The organism is Nonomuraea sp. NPDC048826, from assembly GCF_043198225.1.
GTDB lineage: Bacteria > Actinomycetota > Actinomycetes > Streptosporangiales > Streptosporangiaceae > Nonomuraea.
The window spans coordinates 53,374-73,446 of record NZ_JBICUQ010000017.1 but is presented as its reverse complement, the minus strand read 5'-3'; the positions used below and the strand labels follow the sequence as shown (position 1 = coordinate 73,446).

The 20,073-nt window shown below is 70.3% G+C and carries 12 protein-coding genes; 7 read left to right on the top strand and 5 right to left on the bottom strand.

All coding sequences use genetic code 11. The annotated features are described in order from the left end of the window. Positions 1-15 precede the first annotated feature (15 nt). Both ACGFI7_RS41210 and ACGFI7_RS41205 read right to left on the bottom strand, forming a co-directional pair. Positions 16-549 (bottom strand): MauE/DoxX family redox-associated membrane protein, encoded by a 534-nt coding sequence (locus tag ACGFI7_RS41210; RefSeq protein ID WP_393415125.1) that lies wholly within the window; start codon positions 547-549, stop codon positions 16-18. A 147-nt stretch (positions 550-696) separates the two neighbouring features. Beyond that, positions 697-873: a hypothetical protein gene (locus ACGFI7_RS41205; protein ID WP_393415123.1), complete on the bottom strand. Its 177-nt coding sequence runs from the start codon at positions 871-873 to the stop codon at positions 697-699. A gap of 326 nt (positions 874-1,199) precedes the next feature. Here ACGFI7_RS41205 and ACGFI7_RS41200 point away from each other — a divergent pair, with 326 nt between their 5' ends. Then, positions 1,200-2,072 carry a spermidine synthase gene (locus ACGFI7_RS41200; RefSeq protein WP_393415120.1) on the top strand — a complete coding sequence of 291 codons (873 nt, stop codon included), beginning with the start codon at positions 1,200-1,202 and terminating at the stop codon, positions 2,070-2,072. Here the strand turns inward: ACGFI7_RS41200 and ACGFI7_RS41195 are convergent. Then, a complete protein-coding gene (locus tag ACGFI7_RS41195) occupies positions 2,060-4,807 on the bottom strand; it encodes a hypothetical protein (protein WP_393415118.1) in 2,748 nt (915 codons plus the stop codon). The two genes, ACGFI7_RS41200 and ACGFI7_RS41195, sit on opposite strands and share 13 nt — an antisense overlap. A 185-nt stretch (positions 4,808-4,992) precedes the next feature. Here ACGFI7_RS41195 and ACGFI7_RS41190 point away from each other — a divergent pair, with 185 nt between their 5' ends. Next, positions 4,993-6,531: a hypothetical protein gene (locus ACGFI7_RS41190; RefSeq protein ID WP_393415115.1), complete on the top strand. Its 1,539-nt coding sequence runs from the start codon at positions 4,993-4,995 to the stop codon at positions 6,529-6,531. A 10-nt stretch (positions 6,532-6,541) separates the two neighbouring features. On the opposite strand, the gene ACGFI7_RS41185 is transcribed toward ACGFI7_RS41190, so the two are convergent. Beyond that, positions 6,542-8,290, bottom strand: a complete 1,749-nt coding sequence (locus ACGFI7_RS41185; RefSeq protein ID WP_393415113.1) for an RICIN domain-containing protein — start codon at positions 8,288-8,290, stop codon at positions 6,542-6,544. A gap of 552 nt (positions 8,291-8,842) precedes the next feature. Between ACGFI7_RS41185 and ACGFI7_RS41180 the strand changes: the two genes are divergently transcribed. From ACGFI7_RS41180 to ACGFI7_RS41160, 5 genes are all read left to right on the top strand, one after another. Then, positions 8,843-11,566: a beta-L-arabinofuranosidase domain-containing protein gene (locus tag ACGFI7_RS41180; RefSeq protein ID WP_393415111.1), complete on the top strand. Its 2,724-nt coding sequence runs from the start codon at positions 8,843-8,845 to the stop codon at positions 11,564-11,566. Further along, positions 11,563-13,575, top strand: a complete 2,013-nt coding sequence (locus ACGFI7_RS41175) for an RICIN domain-containing protein (protein ID WP_393415108.1) — start codon at positions 11,563-11,565, stop codon at positions 13,573-13,575. The genes ACGFI7_RS41180 and ACGFI7_RS41175 overlap by 4 nt, the downstream gene beginning before the upstream one ends. A 26-nt stretch (positions 13,576-13,601) precedes the next feature. Then, the gene (locus tag ACGFI7_RS41170; RefSeq protein ID WP_393415105.1) at positions 13,602-15,425 is read left to right on the top strand and encodes a family 43 glycosylhydrolase; all 1,824 of its coding nucleotides are present in this window, start codon (positions 13,602-13,604) and stop codon (positions 15,423-15,425) included. 90 nt (positions 15,426-15,515) lie between these two features. Continuing rightward, complete coding sequence (locus ACGFI7_RS41165) at positions 15,516-17,138, top strand: glycoside hydrolase family 27 protein (protein ID WP_393415103.1); 1,623 nt, start codon at positions 15,516-15,518, stop codon at positions 17,136-17,138. A 74-nt stretch (positions 17,139-17,212) separates the two neighbouring features. Further along, complete coding sequence (locus ACGFI7_RS41160; RefSeq protein ID WP_393415100.1) at positions 17,213-18,568, top strand: FAD-binding oxidoreductase; 1,356 nt, start codon at positions 17,213-17,215, stop codon at positions 18,566-18,568. A gap of 3 nt (positions 18,569-18,571) precedes the next feature. Here the strand turns inward: ACGFI7_RS41160 and ACGFI7_RS41155 are convergent, their stop codons facing one another. Beyond that, a complete protein-coding gene (locus tag ACGFI7_RS41155) occupies positions 18,572-20,023 on the bottom strand; it encodes a PLP-dependent aminotransferase family protein (protein WP_393415097.1) in 1,452 nt (483 codons plus the stop codon). Positions 20,024-20,073: the final 50 nt, after the last annotated feature.

Sequence of the window (20,073 nt, the reverse complement as noted above, 5' to 3'; positions counted from 1 at the left end):
CGTACGGCGACGTCCTCAACGAGGGAGGACCACCGCCACAAGATCGTCATAAGAGATGACCAGAGCGGCCAGGACCATCGCCGCGAACCCGGACAGCGCCAGGGCCGCCGGGTCCCATGCGGCGAGCCCCGGAGCCGTGGCCGGTAGGGTTCCCGCGACGCCCACCGCCGCGATCAACAGCAAGATCGCGTTGCGTATCAGGTGCCGCCTGCCCAGCGGCTGGGTCGACGCGCCGAAACAGCGGCAACTCGCCGACACGCCCCGCCGCAGCACCGAGCTGATCGCCGTGGTGAAGACCAGCAACAGCGCCGCCCCGACGCCCAGACCCGCGAGCGCGGTGACATCCGGCGCCAGCAGCGACGCCGTGGCCAGCTCACCCGTGATCACCGCCGCGGTGGCAGGGGATCTCCAGCGCGGTCGCACGCCGAACGCTTCCAGCGACGCCTGGAACTCGGCCCGTTGACGCCGCCCCCGCACCTTGCTCATCGCCGCGGCGAAGAACACCACCGCGAGCAGCACACGGCAGCCGAAGCCCACATAAGCCAGCACTGTTCGTTCCTCCCGGCGGGAGCGGAAGCGGGGAATCGACGGCGCCCTGAATTCTGCCTGGCCCCGTTCGACGGCGTCAGAAGGCCGGCCGGACCCGCAGCGGTAAGGGACCAAGCAGAATGTCAGGGGTCAAGCCTCACCGGAACGCTAGGCGCAGCAACCCGCGACCACCAGGTCGCAGTTGCTGTAGAGAATGTACAGCGTGCGGGGATACACGTTGCCGCCCGCGCGGCATTTCTGCGCGCGGCAGCTCCTTTCGTATTCACAGCCTCCCGCAGCGGCGACCGCCTTGGGCGCGAGGCGCGCGAGGAGCCTGTCGCCCATGGACGCTAGAGCAGTTCTCATGCCTTTGCCACCTCTCGTGTTCGTGCTCGGACGCTTCCCTTGGTGAGTGTTGACGCGAAGACCGCGCACTCAAAGGCCACAGGGAGGACATTTGCCGGGCATTCACGTCACGTGGGCCGTCGCGGTGCGAGAGCCTCTTGCGCTTTCTCCGCCACGACGAGGCCCGAATGTCCGGTGAATAGCCTGCCGCCGACCTGTATCCGCGCCTGGCGCCGTCCGACAATCAGGCGTAGCTGACGGACCTCCGGCCGGCCCGGCGCCGCCTTCGATGCACGGCCGTCAGGTCGTCAGGAAGGGTCTGCTCGATGACGGTCTATGAACAGCCCGAGGACGCCGTGAGCGTGTCGACGGATTTCGGCGTGGTCGACCTGGCACCGGCTTCGCAAGGCACGGGGACCTGGGTGCTGATGTTCGACTATTTCCCGCAGTCCTACGTGAACCTCGCCGACCCCCGCCAGCTGAGATTCAAGTATGTGCAGTGGCTCGCGGCGCTCGCGGACTGTGTCACGGCCCCCGATGCGCCGATCAGGGCGTTGCACCTGGGTGGCGGGGGTCTCACGCTCCCGAGGTACGTGGCCGCCACCCGGCCGGGATCGGTCCAGCTGGTCGTCGACCGGGACGCCGCGCTGATGGAGGCGGTCACGAAGGTGCTGCCGCCGCCGCCCGACGCCGCGATGGAGATCCGCATCGCGGACGCGCGGGACGCCCTTTGGGCCTTGCCTCCGCGAGGCTACGATCTCGTCGTCACGGACGTGCTGATCCGGACCGGGGTGCCCGCGCGGCTGACGAGTCTCGAATGCGCCACCGCGGTGGCGGGGGTGCTGGATCAGGGTGGGCAGTACGCGCTGAACATCGTGGATTCCGCGCCCTTCGCTTTCGCCCGTCGTCAGGTCGCGACCTTCCGTGCGGCGTTCGGCGAGGTGGGCCTGTTCGGTGAGCCGGAGGTGCTGCGGGGCGAGGGGATCGGCAACCTCCTGCTCGTGGGCGCGAACGGCGCCCTGCCGGTGCGGGCGCTGGCCGAGCGGGCGCCCGCACCCGTGCGGCTGCTCAGCGGGGACGCGTTGGATCGCTTCGCCGGCGACGCCCGGCCGGTGACCGACGCGGACGCGGTCGACTCGCCACCGGCGGCGCCTCGTCAGGCCACGGGCGCCCCACCGCGGACAGGTCAGAGCTGCTGACCGGTCTTGGGGTCGTAGCGGACCTCCACGGCCACGACCTGGTCCGTCGGAAGCACTTCGATCCATTGGTCGAACACCTGGTAGGGCTCGGCGGGACGGAAGCCGCCCTCCAGCGGGTCGAAGCCGGTCTCGAAGACCTTCTCGGCGGCGCGGACGTTGTCCATGTTCCTGTTGGCCTGCTGGAGACCGCCCGCGAGCAACTGCAGGACCTCGCCGACCGTCTTGTTCTGGTATTCGGCCGGGTCGCCCTCCTGGAAGGCGTAGGGCCGCTGGAAGACCCCTTCACCTTCGATCTTCCGCAGCAGTTGGAGCGCGCACATCTCGTGGCCGGGCCGGACCGGCAGCACCGCCTTGGCCCAGGCGGCGTTGAGGAACTCGTTGCGCCGCTCGTCGCCGTCGAGCTGGATCAGCCAGCCCAGCGAGCTGCCCATCGGCGCCGGCTGGGACTCCTCGGTGATGAGGTAGTTGACCCGCCATTCGGGGGTGGCGTTGCCGTTGGGGTCGAGGGCGTTGTTGACGTCCGTGAAGGAGTACTGGCTCGCCACCGTCTCGCCGGTGAAGAGCGCCGGACCGGCCGAACCGGGAGGGTAGGCGGGCAGCGGGTAGTGGCCGACGCTTCCTTGGGTGGGCTCCGGCGGGGTGGGAGGCGGTGGCGTGGTGGGCGGGGTGGTGGTGCTCGGCCGCCAGAAGTCGGGGGCGACGAAGTAGAGCATCTCGTCCACGTCGAACAACTGCTGGATCAGCTCCGAGCCGAGGTGCGGGTCCTCGCCGAGATCGACGCGCCGGATGAGGTTGCGGAACACGGTGTGCCGCTCCTCCTTGCGCAGGTCCTCCGACGAGCGTGAACGCATCAGGCTGACCTTCTTCAGGCGCTCGCGCACCGCGTTGCCGTACGCCTCGTGCTGCACCTTGGCGACCCGCTCGGCGTACTCGTCCAGGGCTGCCTTGTTGGCCGCGTCGATGGCCTCCTTGGTCTCGGCCTTCGGCGTGTAGACGACGGTGACGTCGAACGGCATGGACTTCTTGGTCTGGAAGTTCGCGTAGGTCAGGCGGATCCCGAGGACGTTCCGCGCCGGGTCGGGGTTGGCGGTCATGTTGAGGTCGGAGGCGGCGGCGGTGAACTGCACCTGGGCGCCGTGGAAGTCGATGGGCGGCGGAAGGGGAGGCGTGCCCGGCGGCTTGATCTCGTAGCCGTCCGGCGGAGGCGGCAACGGGAGGTCGAACCTGAACTGGATGATGTCGTCGACGCCGGGCGAGTCCTTGTTGATGCCGTGGTCGATGTTGTCGGACGAGGTCACGTACGTCTGGTCGGCGCTCTCGTCGCCCTGGATCCAGCGGAAGGGCACCGAGAGCGCATGGGTCACCCTCTGCTCGGCCGGATAGGGCTTGACCTCGGGCCGGGGGATGGCGGTCAGGTCGGGTGCGGGCACCATGTCCACCAGGTCGCCCAGCCCCAGGTGGCGGCCGGGCTCGTCGATGTAGATCTGCCAGGCCAGACGGGAGCCGATGTGCTGGAGCTGCACGCCGACCTTCCGCATCTTGCGCCGCAGCTCGTAGTTGACCAGGTCCTCGGCGGAGGCGTTGTGCAGGACGTAGCGCCGGCTCGCGGTGTCGGTGGTCTCCGTGACCGTCTTGAAGGTGGTCTTGAAGTTGCGCTTGATCTCGCTCGCGACCTTGGCGCTCTGGGTGCGGCTGTGCTTGTGCGTCTGTTCGGAGGACCGTTCGCGCGTGCTCTGCGTGCTGAAACTCGCGCTGGCGTCGGCGTGGAAGATCGGGGCGTTGACGCCGCCGGTCGCGCTGACGCCGAGCTTGGTGTCGTTGGCGTTGGCCTCCTTGACCGCGTCGGCGACGTCGTCCTGGGTGGTCAGGCTCTCCTCGACCTTGCGTGAGGTCTCCAGCGACTGCTCGGCGGTCTTCTCCACCAGCGTGCGGCGCGTGCTGGTCTCCACCAGCTCGACGGTGCCGCCGGGGCTGAGCCACACGTGACCGGCGGGCACGCCCAGGAAGGAGTCGAACTCGAAGAAGTACTCACGGAAGAGGTTGACCAGCCCCACGGGCGACAGCACCCCCTGCAGACCGGCCTCGCACTGGCCGGCCACGGCCGCCAGCGCGTCCTCCTCCAGCATGCGGGCGGCGGTCTCCCCGGGGTCGCCGAGGTCGGCGTATCGGGACTCGCCCAGGCTGCGGGACAACGCCCACCGGGTGTTGAGCGCGCCGAACCAGCCGGCCAGCGGCTGGTAGACGCCGAAGAGCTCGCTGGCGTACGGGAGAGATCCCTTGAACTCCGACAGGGGCCGGCCGTGGAACGCCGGTCTTCCCGGCAGGGGCGCGGTCATCGTCTGCACCGGGGCCTGGGCGCCTCCCGGGCTGAGCGCGAAGGACAGCGGCGTCATGGTCTGGCCGGTCGGCATCTTGACGAGCATGACCTCGCTGGTGGACGAGGAGGAGGGGGCCACGAACGAGATGGTCAGCGCGCCCGCCGGGTGGGCCTCGCGGCCGACGTACTGACGGGTCGCGTTCGGGTCGCGCACCAGGAAGGTGTTCTGCAGCTCGGTGACGCCCGGGTACAGGGCGGGATCGCGCACGTCGACGTCGCGGGGCAGGCCGAGGGCGATCCGCGAGTTCGCCGGGATCTCCCCTGGCATGCTGGGCTCGACCTTGTAGGACCAGATCCGGAGCCCGGAATCCGACCCGGGAAGCACCGTCCTGCCGGTGAACGTGACCACGATCGCCATGAAAACCCCCGCCCCGTCCCCTCCGACGCACCCACAGCGGAGATATACTGTGAGTGTTCATGTGCCTGCGCTAAGTGCATCACACCACTCTCCCGGACGCCAGAGGTGCGGCCCTTCCCGACCGGAGTCCTTATGGTCATCGATCGCCAGAGCTCCGCGGCCGGCCCGTCCCACGAGGTCGGGTCATGACCCGGTTCGTCGTCCGCGTCTTCGACGTCAACGGGCGCCAATACACGCCGCCGTTCTTCGTCGCGCGCCACCTCAGCAGTCCGGGCCCCGGCCAGACCAGCGTGCCGGTCATCACGCGGATCCTCCCCGGCGTGCCGACGGACCTGCAGGCGGACAAGGACACGGTGCAGCTGACCGCCGGCGCCCAGGCTCCGGGGTTCTCCAGCGAGACGTTCACCGTGCGCAAGCAAGGCGGCCGGTGGCTCGCCGACCTGCGCGCGGCCACGGTCACCGGGCAGGGCGACACGGTCGCGGTCGACGTGGTCGACGGCACGGTGCGGCTCGCGCCGGCGGTCACCTTCCCGCCCGAGCACAAGGTGAAGGACAACCCGCGGGCGTTGCTCTGCGAGCCGGGCCAGGGGTGGATCTACTACGGCGCCTACCTCACCGATCCGACGATCAGCCGGCTGCGCAATCCCGTCGTCTTCGACAGCGCGACCCCGGCGGGCTATCCGTCGGACGCCGTCCCGGTCAAGAACGGGGGCACGGGCCACTTCGTCTTCCTCGAGTACGGGTTCACGACGGCGGCGGGAGAGCCGCGCGGGCCGCGCTTCCTCATCGCGGTCTGGGCTCCGCGCGTGGCCCTCGGCACTCCGCCGCAGATCGTCGTGTTCTACTCGCCGCCGACGAAGGCGCCGGACTTCCCCGGCGACGGCTATCCCTTCCTCGGACGCTACCCCTACGACATCAGGGCCCCGGCGGTCGCCAAGGACCTCGTCCAGCCCTATCCGTACCACGCGATCAACTACCTGCTCGCGGGCTACAAGATCATCCCCCAGCTGCAGGCAGCCGGGCGCAATCCCATCGTCATCATGCCGGTCAACCCGACCGGCGGCTGGGGCCCGCTCGACAGCCAGCTGGGGCTCAGCCGGCTGATCAAGGAGGTCGTGCGCTTCCTGTACGGGCACCGGCTCGTCTCGAGCCGCGCGACGCCGATGACGCGGTTCTCCCTCAACGACGGGAGGGCCTCGATCGTCCCCGACAACGTGTTCGACGACGAGCCGATCCCCACCCGCTGGGCGCTCACCGTCTCAGGGTTCAGCAACGGCATCGACCACCCGCTCAACCTGTGCACCTCACGCCCGATCGACGAGAAGCTCTACAACCCGGCGATCTTCGCCTCCCCCGAGGAGGCGCTGGTCGACAGCTGGCGGGAGATCTGGGACATCGACGGGGTCGCCGACGACGGCGCCGGGGCCGAGCGGCACCTGCGCAATCTGCAGACGTGGCTCAGGAGGGAGCGGCGCGCCGTCCGGTCCTACCACTCCAATTTCGGCATGCGGACGGCGCCGCGCGCCCTCGTCGATCCCGCCCGCGTGGAGACCCGGCCGGCGAAGCCCTACAAGGGGGTCGCCATCTCCGAAGGCAGCAGCGCCGACGGGCGGGCGACCTGGGTGCACTTCTCCGACGCGGCGCTGCAGCCGAGCGCGCAGGATCCGCACCACACGGTGCCCCTGATCGCCTTCGGCCACGCGGCCCGGTTCCCGCTGCCCTGACGCGTGCCGGTCAGCCGGTGCGGACGAGCTGCCATTGCTGGTTGGCGCCGCCCCAGTCGTCGTACTGGACGATGTTGGCGTTGTCGGTGGTGGCGGCGCCTTGGACTTCGAGTGCTTTGCCGCTGTGGCGGCTGATGAGGCGGATGTGGCCGCCGTCGGAGTCGGCCAGGCGCCATTGCTGGTTGGCGCCGTTGTGGTCGGCCCATTGGACGATGGCGGCGCCGTTGGCGGTGGACCAGTTGTAGACGTCGAGGACTTTGCCGGAGTGGCGGGATTTGAGGCGGTAGTAGCCGCTGCCGGAGTCGACGAACTGCCATTGTTGCTGGTTGCCGTTGTTGCGGGTCCATTGGGTGATGCGGCCGCCGTCGGCGGTGGACAGGTTGTAGACGTCCAGGGCCTTGCCGCTGTTGCGGTTGACCAGCACGTACCACGCGCTGGTGTCGATCGGGCCGGGCGTGCCGGTGACCCCGGTCACGAAGGTGGTGACGCTGCGGGCGGGGAGCGTGGCGGTGAAGGAGCCGTTCGACATGCCGGTCGCGCCCTGGGGTGCGACGTTCCTGCTCGCATCGGTCAGCCAGGACGAGACGCTGGACGCGGTGCCGTTCGACAGGGTGAACTGCTGGCTCACCGCCGAGGTCGCCTTGTTGACGGCGACGATGACGGCCGTGGAGTCACCGCCTCGGTACGCCGAGACGTAGACGTTCGACGCCGGGTTCGCCGTCGCGTCGATCCGCACGTACCCGGGCCGGACGAACCTGGCGAAGTGCGCCATGCAGGCGCCGCGCTTGCTGATCTGGCCGTCCTCCCGCAGGGGGCCGTAGCTGCGCCGGATGTACCACCAGATGTAGGCCTGGAACTCGGCGTCCACCATGGCGCGGTGGATGTGCTCGCCCACGTCGAGCGCCTGCGGCCAGAGGTCGGCGGAGTCGCTGCTGTTGGGGTGGTACACCTCGGTCATCCAGAGCTCCTTGCCCGCGCCCTTCTGCTTGAAGAGGGGGTAGGGGAAGTTCGCGTACGGCGTGCCGTACAGGTGGGCTCCGATGATGTCGACGTTGGCGAGCGCGGTGGGGTCGTTGAGTATCGGGTCGGAGATGTTCTTCAGGTACTGGAAGGATTCGGGCGCGATGACCCTGGTGCTGATCGAGCCGGCGTTCTCCCGCAGGAAGCGGACCATCTCGGCCGGGGTCCACCACGTCCAGTCGTGCGCGTAGTCGGGCTCGTTCTGCACCGAGATGCCGTACAGGGTCACCCCGTTGTTCCGCAGGTGCGCGGTGAAGTCGTTCAGGTGCTGGGCGTAGGCGCCGTACATGTCGTACCGCAGGCACCGCGCGTCGGTCTGGCCGCCGCGGACGAAGGTCTCGGTCATGTGGGCGGGCGGGTTCCACGGCGACGCGATGACGGTCGCGCCGAGTTCGGCCGCGCGCCGCGCGGTCTCCAGGTCGCGGCTCCAGTCGGCCTGGTTCTCGGGTACGGGGATGCGCAGCACGGAGAATCCCAGGCGGCCCTCGCCGGCGCCGAACGCCGTGTCGCGCTGGGCGGCGGTCAGGTCGCCGATCCAGGCCGCGTGGGCCATCCCGCCGAAGCCGCGGATCGTCTGCCGCGTGGCCGACAGGTCGATGACGGCCGTGGCCGCCGCCGAAGCGGGCGTGGCCCGGGTCACCGCGGCGATGACCGGCAGGGCTCCCATGGCGGCCAGCGCGCTTCTCCGGCTCAGCCGCGTCCGGTCCCTGCTTCCGGGGTCGTTCGGGCCATGCGTCATGTCCACTCCTTCGGCTCGGGGGGCGCGCGACTTGCGGGAGGACGGTAAGGGTCCCTGACGCAGATCGTCAACCGCCGGCCGAAGGAAAGGTAACGAAGATCGAAAGCGGCGTCGTCCCCCGCGGTGGGAGCCGGCGAGCGGTGCCGGAAACTCCGTCAGCGCGCGCCTTTCACCAGGTCAGAGGCGGTGCGGCGGCATCGGGCCCGGTCCGGGCGGGAGGGCGCGAACGCGCCTCGGCGACCGGGACGATGCGCCGCGCAGGCCGGGCCGCTTCGGCAACTTAACGCTGAAACTCCCGCAAGTTAGCCGTCCTCAAGGGTGGCCGCTGTGAAACTTTCAGTCGTACGAGTCGCGCATCGTGATCTTCTCGGGCACGAAACGCCAGCAGGGAAGGCGTTCGGGCGACGGCGTCGGGAACGGCCGGAGCTCCGCCTCGTTGACGCCGGGTCGGACCGTCGGATGTACTCCGCGACAACACCCGCACCGGAGCAGGCCCGTACACCTCGCGAATGTGTTAGCGCTAACACCGCCTAGGGAAGTCAAGGAGCCCCTATGTATCTGAGCCGCCGTCAGCTCCTTCAGGCCACCGGGGCCACCGTCGCGCTCACGGCCGCCGGCCAGGTCGCCGGCGCCTCCCCCGCCTTCGCCGCACTCCCCTGGGCCAGACCCGACATCGGCGTCTCGGCGTACGAGTTCGACCTCGGCCAGGTCCGGCTGACCACCGGACGCCTGCTCGACAACCAGAACCGCACCCTCAGCTACCTGCGCTTCGTCGACGTCGACCGGCTGCTGTACGTCTTCCGGGCCAACCACCGGCTGTCCACCGGCGGCGCGGCGGCCAACGGCGGCTGGGACGCGCCCGGCTTCCCGTTCCGCTCACACATGCAGGGGCACTTCCTGACCGCGTGGGCGCAGGCCTACGCCGTGCTGGGCGACACCACCTGCCGCGACAAGGCCGTCCACATGGTGGCCGAGCTGGCCAAGTGCCAGGCGAACAACGGCGCCGCCGGGTTCACCAGCGGATACCTGTCCGGTTTCCCCGAGTCGGACATCACCGCCGTGGAGAACCGCACCCTGAACAACGGCAACGTGCCGTACTACTGCATCCACAAGACCCTGGCCGGCCTGCTGGACGTGTGGCGGCTGATCGGCGACACCCGGGCCAGGACCGTGCTGCTGGCCCTGGCCGGATGGGTGGACGCCCGCACGTCACGGCTCAGCTCCGGCCAGCTGCAGGCCATGCTCGGCACCGAGTTCGGCGGCATGAACGCCGTGCTGACGGACCTGTACCAGATGACCGGCGACTCCCGGTGGATGACGACGGCCCAGCGGTTCGACCACGCGGCCGTGTTCAACCCGCTGGCGGCGGGCCAGGACCAGCTCAACGGGCTGCACGCCAACACGCAGGTGCCGAAGTGGATCGGGGCGGCCCGCGCGTACAAGGCGACGGGCACCACCCGCTACCGCGACATCGCCGCCAACGCCTGGTCCATCACCGTCGGCGCGCACACGTACGTGAACGGCTCCAACAGCCAGGCCGAGCACTTCCGCGCTCCCAACGCGATCGCCGCCCACCTGGCCAGGGACACCGGCGAGGCGTGCAACACCTACAACATGCTCAAGCTGGCCCGCGAGCTGTGGCTGCTGTCGCCCACCCGGGCCGACTACGTCGACTACTACGAGAACGCCCTGCTCAACCACCTGCTCGGGCAGCAGAACCCGGCCGACGCGCACGGCCACGTCACGTACTTCACCCCGCTCAACCCGGGCGGGCGGCGGGGGGTCGGCCCGGCCTGGGGCGGCGGCACGTGGAGCACCGACTACAACTCCTTCTGGTGCTGCCAGGGCACCGGCATCGAGACCAACACCAAGCTGATGGACTCGATCTACTTCCACAACGGCACCACGCTGTTCGTGAACCTGTTCGTGCCCTCCACGCTCACCTGGGCCCAGCGCGGCATCACCGTCACCCAGGCCACCTCGTACCCGGTCGGCGACACCACGTCCTTACAGGTCACCGGAAACGTGGGCGGGTCGTGGACGATGCGCGTCCGCATCCCGGCCTGGACCCAGGGCGCGACGGTCAGCGTCAACGGGGTCCAGTTGGACATCGCCACCACGCCGGGCTCCTACGCCCACCTCACCCGGTCGTGGACGTCGGGCGACACCGTGACCGTGCGGCTGCCGATGCGGGTGGTCATGAAGGCCGCCAACGACAACCCCGCCATGCAGGCCGTCACCTACGGCCCGGTCGTGCTGTCGGGCGACTACGGCGACACCGGCCTGTTGGCCGCCCCCACCCTGAACCCCTCCTCGGTCACCCGGACCAGCACCTCCGCCCTGTCCTTCACCGCCACGGCGAACGGGGCGTCGGTGCGGCTGGGGCCGTTCCACGACGCCCACCACCACAACTACGTCGTCTACTGGAACACCGGCGGCGGCGGCACCGGCGCGGCGAGCTTCCGGCTGGTGAACGCGGCCAGCGGGCTGGTCCTCGGCATCCAGGACATGTCCACCGCCGACGGCGCCCCCGCCCTGCAGTGGACCGACAGCGGCACCGCCGACCACGACTGGATCCCGGTCGTCGACGGCACCGCGCTGCGGTTCCGCAACGCGCACAGCGGCAAGGTGCTCGGCGTCGAGAACATGTCGACCGCCGACAACGCCCGGGCGCTGCAATGGGGCGACACCGGCACCGCCGACCACCGCTGGACGGTCACCGACGCCGGCGACGGCTCCGTCAAGATCCGCAACGTGCACAGCGGCAAGCTGCTCGGCGTCCAGAACGGCTCGACGGCCAACGGCGCCCCGGTGGTGCAGGACTCCGACAACGGCACCCCGGACAACCAGTGGCGGTTCCTGCCGAACGGCGCGCGGCGCGTCCAGAACGTCGGCACCGGGATGGTGCTCGGCGTCACCGGCATGTCCACGGCCGACGGCGCGCTCGTCGTCCAGTGGGGCGACACCGGCACCGCCGACCACCTGTGGACGGCGGTCACCGACACGGGCGGTTACCTGCGGCTGCGCAACTCCCACAGCCAGAAGGTGCTGGGCGTGGAGAACATGGGCACCGCCGCCGGGTCGCGCGTCCTGCAGTGGGCCGACAACGGCACCGCCGACCACCGCTGGCGGCTGCGGTACGGGTCGGGCGCCGTGTTCCGCATCCAGTGCGCCAACGGCGGCCGGGTTCTCGGCCTGGCCGGCTCCGCGCAGGGTGCCCAGATCGTGCTCGCCGATGACAACGGTGCGAACGACAACCTCTGGAGGTTCCTGTGAGGCGCCTGCTCGCGATCCTGTCGTCCCTGCTCCTCGTGGGCGTGTTCCTCACGCCTCAGGCGTCGGCCGCGACGGTCGACACCAGCGCGTGGTACCTGCTGGTCAACCGCAACAGCGGCAAGGCCCTGGACGTCTACAACCTGTCCACCGCCGACGGCGGCCGCATCACCCAATGGACCCGCAACAACGGCAACCAGCAACAATGGCAGTTCGTCGACTCCGGCAGCGGCTACTACCGCCTCAAATCCCGCCACTCCGGCAAAGTCCTCGACGTCTACAACTGGTCCACCGCCAACGGCGCCGCCATCGTCCAATGGGCCGACCACAACGGCGCCAACCAGCAATGGCGCCTGGCCGACTCCGACGGCGGCCACATCCGCCTCATCAGCCGCCACAGCGGCAAAGCACTCGAAGTCCAAGGCGCCGCCACCACCGACAACGCCAACATCGTCCAGTACGACGACTGGGGCGGCGCCAACCAGCAATGGCAGCTCGTCCGCGTCGGCGGCGACACCACCGGCTACACCAACCCGGTCGTCTGGCAGGACTTCGCCGACGGCGACATCATCCGGGTCGGCGACGCCTATTACTACTCGGCCTCGACGATGCACTACTCGCCGGGCGCGCCGATCCTGCGCTCCTACAACCTGGTCGACTGGGAGTACGCCGGCCACTCGGTGCCGAGACTCGACTTCGGCTCGGCCGCCTACGACCTCAGCGGCGGCCGGGCGTACGTGAAGGGCATCTGGGCCTCGACCCTGAACTACCGGCCCAGCAACAGCACCTACTACTGGATCGGCTGCGTCGAGTTCAACCGCACCTACGTCTACACCGCCTCCGCCGTGGACGGCACGTGGACCAAGCGCTCCCAGATCGGGAACTGCTACTACGACGCCGGCCTGCTGATCGACACCGACGACACCATGTACGTCGCCTACGGCAACGGCACCATCAGCGTCGCCCAGCTCACGCCCGACGGGCTCGGCCAGGTCCGCGCCCAGCAGGTGTTCCAGACCCCGAGCAGCGTCGGCACCCTGGAGGGCGCCCGCTTCTACAAGCGGAACGGCTACTACTACATCTGGCTGACCCGCCCCGCCAACGGCCAGTACGTGCTCCGCTCCACCTCGCCGTGGGGCCCGTACGAGATGCGCCAGGTGCTGCTGGACATGCCCGGCCCCATCTCCGGCGGCGGCGTCCCGCACCAGGGCGGGCTCGTCCAGACGCAGAACGGCGACTGGTACTACATGGCGTTCGTCGACGCCTATCCCGGCGGCCGGATGCCGGCGCTCGCGCCGATCACCTGGACCGGCGACTGGCCGGTCGTGCAGACGGTCAACGGCGGCTGGGGCGTCAACTACCCGAGGCCGAACATCCAGACCAGCCGTACCGTCGCGTCGATGATCGGCCCCGACACGTTCACCTCGGGCAGCCTCGGCCACCGCTGGGAGTGGAACCACAACCCCGACACCAGCCGCTTCTCCACCGGCGACGGCCTGCGCCTGCAGACCGCGACCGTCACGGGCGACCTCTACAACGCCCGCAACACGCTGACCCACCGCATCCAGGGCCCGTCGTCCACGGCGACGATCGAGCTCGACCACGCGCAGATGAGCAACGGCGACCGCGCCGGGCTGGCCATGCTGCGCGACCAGTCGGCGTGGATCGGCGTCAAACGCGACAACGGCGTCAGCCGGGTCGTGATGACCAACGGCCTGACCATGAACAGCTCGTGGCAGACCACCGGCACCGGTACCGAGGCGGCGAGCGCGCCTCTCTCGGGCAGCCGGATCTGGCTGCGGGTCAGCGCCGACATCCGGCCCGGCTCCGGCAGGCAGGCCCGCTTCTCCTACAGCACCGACGGCAGCACGTTCGCAGGGCTCGGCCCGGCCTTCACGCTCAACAACGCCTGGCAGTTCTTCATGGGCTACCGGTTCGGCATCTTCAACTACGCCACCCAGTCACTCGGCGGCGCGGTCACCGTGCGCCGCTTCGACCTCACCACCCCTTGACGCCGCGGCGCTGACGGAGGCAACCGATGAGATCCGCCCTGCGCACGATCCTGCGCCTCGTGGGCCTGCTGGTCCCGAGCGTGCTGGTCCCGGGCGTGCTGTTCCCGGCGGCGGCCGGGGCCGACAACCCGATCGTGCAGACCATCTACACGGCCGACCCCGCGCCGCTGGTCCACAACGGCCGCGTCTACCTCTACACCGGTCATGACGAGGACGGCTCCACCTATTTCACGATGCGTGACTGGCGTGTCTACTCCTCCTCGGACCTGGCCAACTGGACCGACCACGGCTCGCCCATGAGCCTGGCCACGTTCGCCTGGGCCGACGCCAACGCCTGGGCGGGCCACGTCGCCCACCGCAACGGCCGCTTCTACTGGTACGTGCCGGTACGCGACCGCGCCACCGGCTCGATGGCCATCGGCGTCGGGGTCGCCGACAGCCCGACCGGGCCCTTCCGGGACGCCATCGGGCGCCCGCTGGTCAACAACAACGAGATCGACCCGAACGTGTTCATCGACGACAACGGCCAGGCCTACCTGTACTGGGGCAACCCTCGCCTCTGGTACGTCCGACTGAACCCGGACATGATCTCCTACTCCGGCAGTCCGACCCAGATCCCGCTCACCACCGCGGGCTTCGGCACCCGGACCGGCAACCCCAACCGGCCGACCCTGTACGAGGAAGGCCCGTGGGTCTTCAAACGCAACGGCCTGTACTACAACGTCTTCGCCGCCGAGTGCTGCTCGGAGTTCATCGGCTACTCGACGGCGCCCAGCGCCACCGGGCCGTGGACGTACCGAGGGACGATCATGCCCCGGCAGGGCGGCAGCTTCACCAACCACGCCGGAATCATCGACTTCAACGGCGGCTCGTACTTCTTCTACCACAACGGCGCGCTCCCCGGCGGAGGCGGTTACACCAGGTCGGTGGCGGTGGAGAAGTTCACCTACAACGCCGACGGCACGTTCCCCACCATCAACATGACCACCGCCGGGCCGCCCCAGATCGGCACGCTCGACCCGTTCGTCCGCCAGGAGGCCGAGACCACCGCCTGGGCCTCCGGAGTCGAGACCGAACCGGCCGCCGAGGGCGGCATGAACGTGGGCTTCGTCGAGAACGGGGACTACCTCAAGGTCAAGGGTGTCGCCTTCGGCGACGGCGCCTCCTCCTTCACCGCCCGGGTGGCGTCCGCGACCAGCGGCGGCCGGATCGAGCTGCGCCTCGGCAGCGCCACCGGCACCCTGGTCGGCACCTGCACCGTCTCGGGCACCGGCGGGTGGCAGACCTGGAGCTCGGTCACCTGCCCGGTGTCCGGGGCGACCGGCACCCGTGACCTCTACCTCCGCTTCGCGGGCGGCAGCGGCTACCTGCTCAACCTCGACTGGTGGCGGTTCACGCCGAGCGGCGGCAGCGGCGGCGAGCTGCTGACGAACGGCTCCATGGAGAACGGCACGACCGGCTGGACCACCTCCGGCGGCACCCTGTCCGCGGCCGACGTCGCCCACGCGGGCAGCCGGTCCCTGCTCAACTCCGGACGGACCGCGGCCTGGAACGGCCCGCACCAGAACGTGACCGCGCGGCTCACCAACGGCAGGACCTACACCACGAGCGTCTGGGTGCGCTCACAGAGCGGAACCCCCAGCGCCAAGGCGACCTTGACGATCACGGCGAACGGCGCCACAAGCTACCTCCAGCTCACCCCGGCCCGGGCGGTCGGCGCGGACGGCTGGACCGAGCTCACCGGCACCGCCACCGTGTCCTGGACGGGAACGCTGACCAATGCCTCCTTCTACGTCGAGACGGTCGCCGGCACGGACGGCCTCTACGTCGACGACGCCTCCTTCCGATGACCCGCCAGAAAGGAGCCGTGCCGTGCGACACCCCCGCGGTCACCTGTACGTGACCGCCGGGCCCCCTCGACCCTTGGAGGAGAGACATCCATGAGCAGAAAACGCACCCGTTCACTCCTGGCCCTGGCCATGATGCTGACGGGGGTGATCGCGGTCGGCCAGCCGGCGCAGGCACTGGAGAACGGCGTGGGCCGCACCCCGCCGATGGGCTGGAACACCTGGAACACCTTCGGGTGCAACATCAACGAGACGCTGATCAAGCAGACGGCCGACGCGCTCGTCAGCTCAGGCATGCGCGATCTCGGCTATGAGTACGTGGTGGTCGACGACTGCTGGTTCGACCCCAACCGCGACTCGGCGGGAAACCTGCAGGCCAACCTGTCGCGGTTCCCGAGCGGCATGAAGGCGCTGGGTGACTACCTGCACGCCAGGAACCTGAAGTTCGGCCTCTACCAGGCGCCGCTGGACAAGACCTGCGCCCAGTACTTCAACAGCTACCCGGGCGCGACCGGCAGCCTCAATCACGAGGTCCAGGACGCCCGGCAGTTCGCCGCCTGGGGCGTCGACTACCTCAAGTACGACTGGTGCTCCCCCACCGGCACCATCGACGACCAGGTGCGCACGTTCGCCAAGATGCGCGACGCGCTGGCCGCCACCGGCCGGCCGATCCTCTACAGCATCAACCCCAACAGCATCCACGAGAAGACCGGCCCGCTGCGCGACTGGGGGGACGTCGCCAACATCTGGCGTACGACGGAGGACATCACCAACGCCTGGAACACCGGACAGACCAACGGGTACCCGATGGGCATCCAGAACATCGTCAACGTGAACGTCCCGCTCGCTGGCCGGGCGCGGCCGGGGCAGTTCAACGACCCCGACATGATGGTCGTCGGCCGGGGCGGCATGAACGACACCGAGATGCGCAGCCACTTCGCCCTCTGGGCCGTCATGGCGGCCCCGCTCATCGCCGGGAACGACGTCCGCAACATGGACAACGCGACCTCGACGATCATGAAGAACGCCAACCTGATCGCCATCAACCAGGATCCGCTCGGCCTGCAGGCCACCCAGGTCAGCAACGACGGCACCCGCCGCGTCCTGGCCAAGCGGCTGAACAACGGCGACGTCGCGGTCGCCCTGTTCAACCAGGGCGGCGGCACCACCACGATCAGCACCACCGCCTCCGCCATCGGCCTGACCGGCGGCCCGTTCACGCTCCGTGACGCCTGGACGAACGCCGTCAGCACGACGACGGGCCCGATCTCGGCGAGCGTGCCCGCGCACGGCACCGTCGTGTTCCGGGTCAGCGGCGGCACCGCGGCCCCGGCCAACCGCATCCAGGGGGCCGGCTCCGGCAGGTGCATCGACGTGAACGGCGCCTCCCAGGCCAACGGCGCCCAAGTGATCATCTGGGACTGCCACCAGCAGGCCAACCAGCAGTGGACCGCCACGACCGCCGGCGAGCTGCGCGTCTACGGCTCCAAGTGCCTGGACGTGAACAACGCCGGCACCGCCGACGGCACCGGCGTCATCATCTGGGACTGCAACGGTCAGAGCAACCAGAGATGGCGGTTCAACGCCGACGGCAGCATCACCGCCGTCGGCGCGAACAAGTGCCTGGACGTGACGGGCAACGCCACGGCCAACGGCACCAGGCTTCAGATCTGGAGCTGCTCGGGCGCGGCCAACCAACGGTGGTCCCGGATCTAAGGGCAAACTGGTCCTCTATCAGCCGATGGGATCGGCCCTTATCGCGAGTACCAATTCCCGTCAGGCTGAGCGGTATGAAGACGACAGCGACCCACTTCGGCGGCCGGATCCTCACCCCCGGCGACGCCGGCTACGACACCGCCCGTACCGTCTGGAACGCCATGGTCGACCGGCGTCCCCGCATGATCGTCCGTACGGAGGGCGTCGCGGACGTGGTCGCCGCCGTGCGGCTGGCCCGGGACCTGGACCTGGAGATCGGCGTGCGCTGCGGCGGCCACAACGTGGCCGGCTTCGCCGTCCCCGACGGCGGGCTCATGATCGACCTGACGCCCATGGGCGGCGTGCGGATCGACCCCGAGCGCCGCCTGGCCCGGGTCCAGGGCGGCGCGCTGCTCGGCGCGCTGGACCGGGCCTCCCAGGCGTACGGGCTGGCCACCACCGCCGGCAACGTCTCGCACACCGGCGTCGGCGGGCTCACGCTCGGCGGCGGCATGGGCTGGCTGGCCCGCCAGTACGGCCTGGCCTGCGACAACGTCGTCTCCTACACCGTGGTCACCGCCGACGGGGACGTGGTGACCGCGAGCGGCACCGAGAACCCCGACCTGTTCTGGGGCCTGCGCGGCGGGGGCGGCAACTTCGGCATCGTCACCGAGTTCGAGTTCCGGTTGCATGACACCGGCACGCGGACGCTGGTCGCCGAGTTCGACTTCCGCGCCGAGGACGCCGTGCCGGTCCTGGAGGGCTGGCGCGACCTGAACGCCGTCGCGCCCCGGCAGGCGACGTTCACCGCCGACGTCGGCAACGGCCCCGACGGCCCGATCGCCACGGTGGGATTCGTGTGGGTCGGCGACCCGGACGAGGGCCGCCGGCTGGTCACCGAGATGCGGGGCCTCGGACGTCCCCTCGCGTCGCGCGTCACCACGCCGTCGTACCTCGAACTCCAGCGGCGCGACGACTCCACCGGCGGCCACGCCTACCGCCGCTACTCCAAGGCGCACTACCTGCGGCGGTTCCCCACCGCGGCGATCGAGGCGTTCCTGCTGCGCGGGGCCGCCGACCTGAGCGCGAGCCCGTACCTGCCGGGCGTGGGCCTGCAGGCGCACGGCGGCGCCATCGCGGACGTCCCGGTGGAGGACGCGGCGTTCAGCCACCGTGACACGATGTTCGAGTTCGGCGCCGGCTCCCGCTGGACCGACCCGGCCGAGGACGACGCCAGGATGAGCGCCGCCCGTGCCGCCGGTGCGGCGCTCGACCCGTACGCGAGCGGGGTGTACGTCAACTCGCTGACGGCCGACGAGCTCGCCGACGCGCGGCGCGGCGTGCGGCGGGCGTACTCGGCCGCGAAGCTGGCCCGGCTGACCGCGGTGAAGACCGCGTACGACCCGGCCAACGTGTTCCACCTGAACCAGAACATCCCCCCGGCCCGCTGAGGATCAAGCCTCCCGGACCTCCTTGACGGCCGCCGCCAGCAGCGCCACCCCTTCGGCGATGGCGGACTCGCCGAGGATGGCGTAGCCGAAGATGAGGCCACCCGGTTCTGCGGCGTTGATCCGGTACGGGCCGACCCCGTGGATGCCGAGACCGTGCCGGGCGGCTGCCGCCACCACCGCCGCCTCGTCGAGGCCGGGCGGGAGCCAGGCGACCACGTGCTGCCCGGCGGCGATCCCGGCCGGTTCCAGGTCGGGCAGGTGGGTGCGCAGGGCGTGCAGCAGCGCGTCGCGGCGGCGGCGGTAGATCGGGCGCATCCGGCGCAGGTGCCGGTCGAACTCGCCGCGGGCGAGGAAGTCGGCGAACGTCAGCTGGTCGATGACCGGCGACCCGCGGTCGGCGAGCAACTTCGCCGCGGCGACGTCGGCGACCAGGTGGGGAGGCACCACCAGCCAGCCGAGCCGCAGGCCCGGCGCGAGCGTCTTGCTGGCCGTGCCGCAGTAGACGACGTGCTCGGGCGCCAGGCCCTGCATGGCGCCCACCGGCGCGCGGTCGTAGCGGTACTCGGCGTCGTAGTCGTCCTCGATCACGATCGCGCCGCGGCGCTTCGCCCAGCGGATCACCTCCGCCCTCGCCCCGGCCGACAGCACGCCTCCCGTGGGCCACTGGTGCGACGGCGTGAGGACGATCGCGTCGGCGTCGGCCCGGTTGAGCGCGCCGACCTGGACGCCGTCCGGGCCCACCGGGATGCCGACCACGTCCAGACCGGCGGCCGCGGCCACCACCCAGGCGTCGTCCTTGGACGACGGGTCCTCCACGGCGATCCGCCTGGCGCCGCGCCGGGCGAGCACCTGGATCAGCAGCGAGACGCCCTGCCCGTAGCCGCTGCAGATCACCACGTCGTCCGGGGCGGCCGCCGTGCCGCGCACCCGGTTGAGGTAGTCGCACAGGGCCTCGCGCAGCTCCGGCACGCCGCGGCCGTCGAGGTAGGCGAACCGGTCGTTGGGCGTGCCGGCGAGCACGGCGCGGACCGAGCGGAGCCAGGCGGCCCGGGGGAACTGCGACACGTCGGTGCGCCCGTACCCGAAGTCGACCCTGAACCCTGCTCCGGTACCCGCGGCGCCCACGGCCGGGCGCGTCGCCGGGGTCGCGGCGCCCACGCCTGCGCCGGCCGGGGGCATCGACGCGGCGACCTGGGTGTAGCCGCCCGGCCGGCTGGTGATGTAGCCCTCGGCGACGAGTTGCTGGTAGGCCTCCACGACCACGCCGCGCGACACGCCCAGGCCGGCCGCGAGGGTGCGGCTGGGCGGCAGCGACGCGCCCGCGCGCAGCCGGCCGGCTCGGATGCCTGAGCGGATGGACCCCTCGATCTGCCGGTGGAGCGGCACGCTCGCGTCGCGGTCCAGCTCGATGAGGAGGTCCTCGGCCGGCCCTGAATTGGTCCTCGAACGCCCCACGGAACCGGACCTTATCGGTGGGTACCAATTCCTGCCAGGATGAGTGGCCG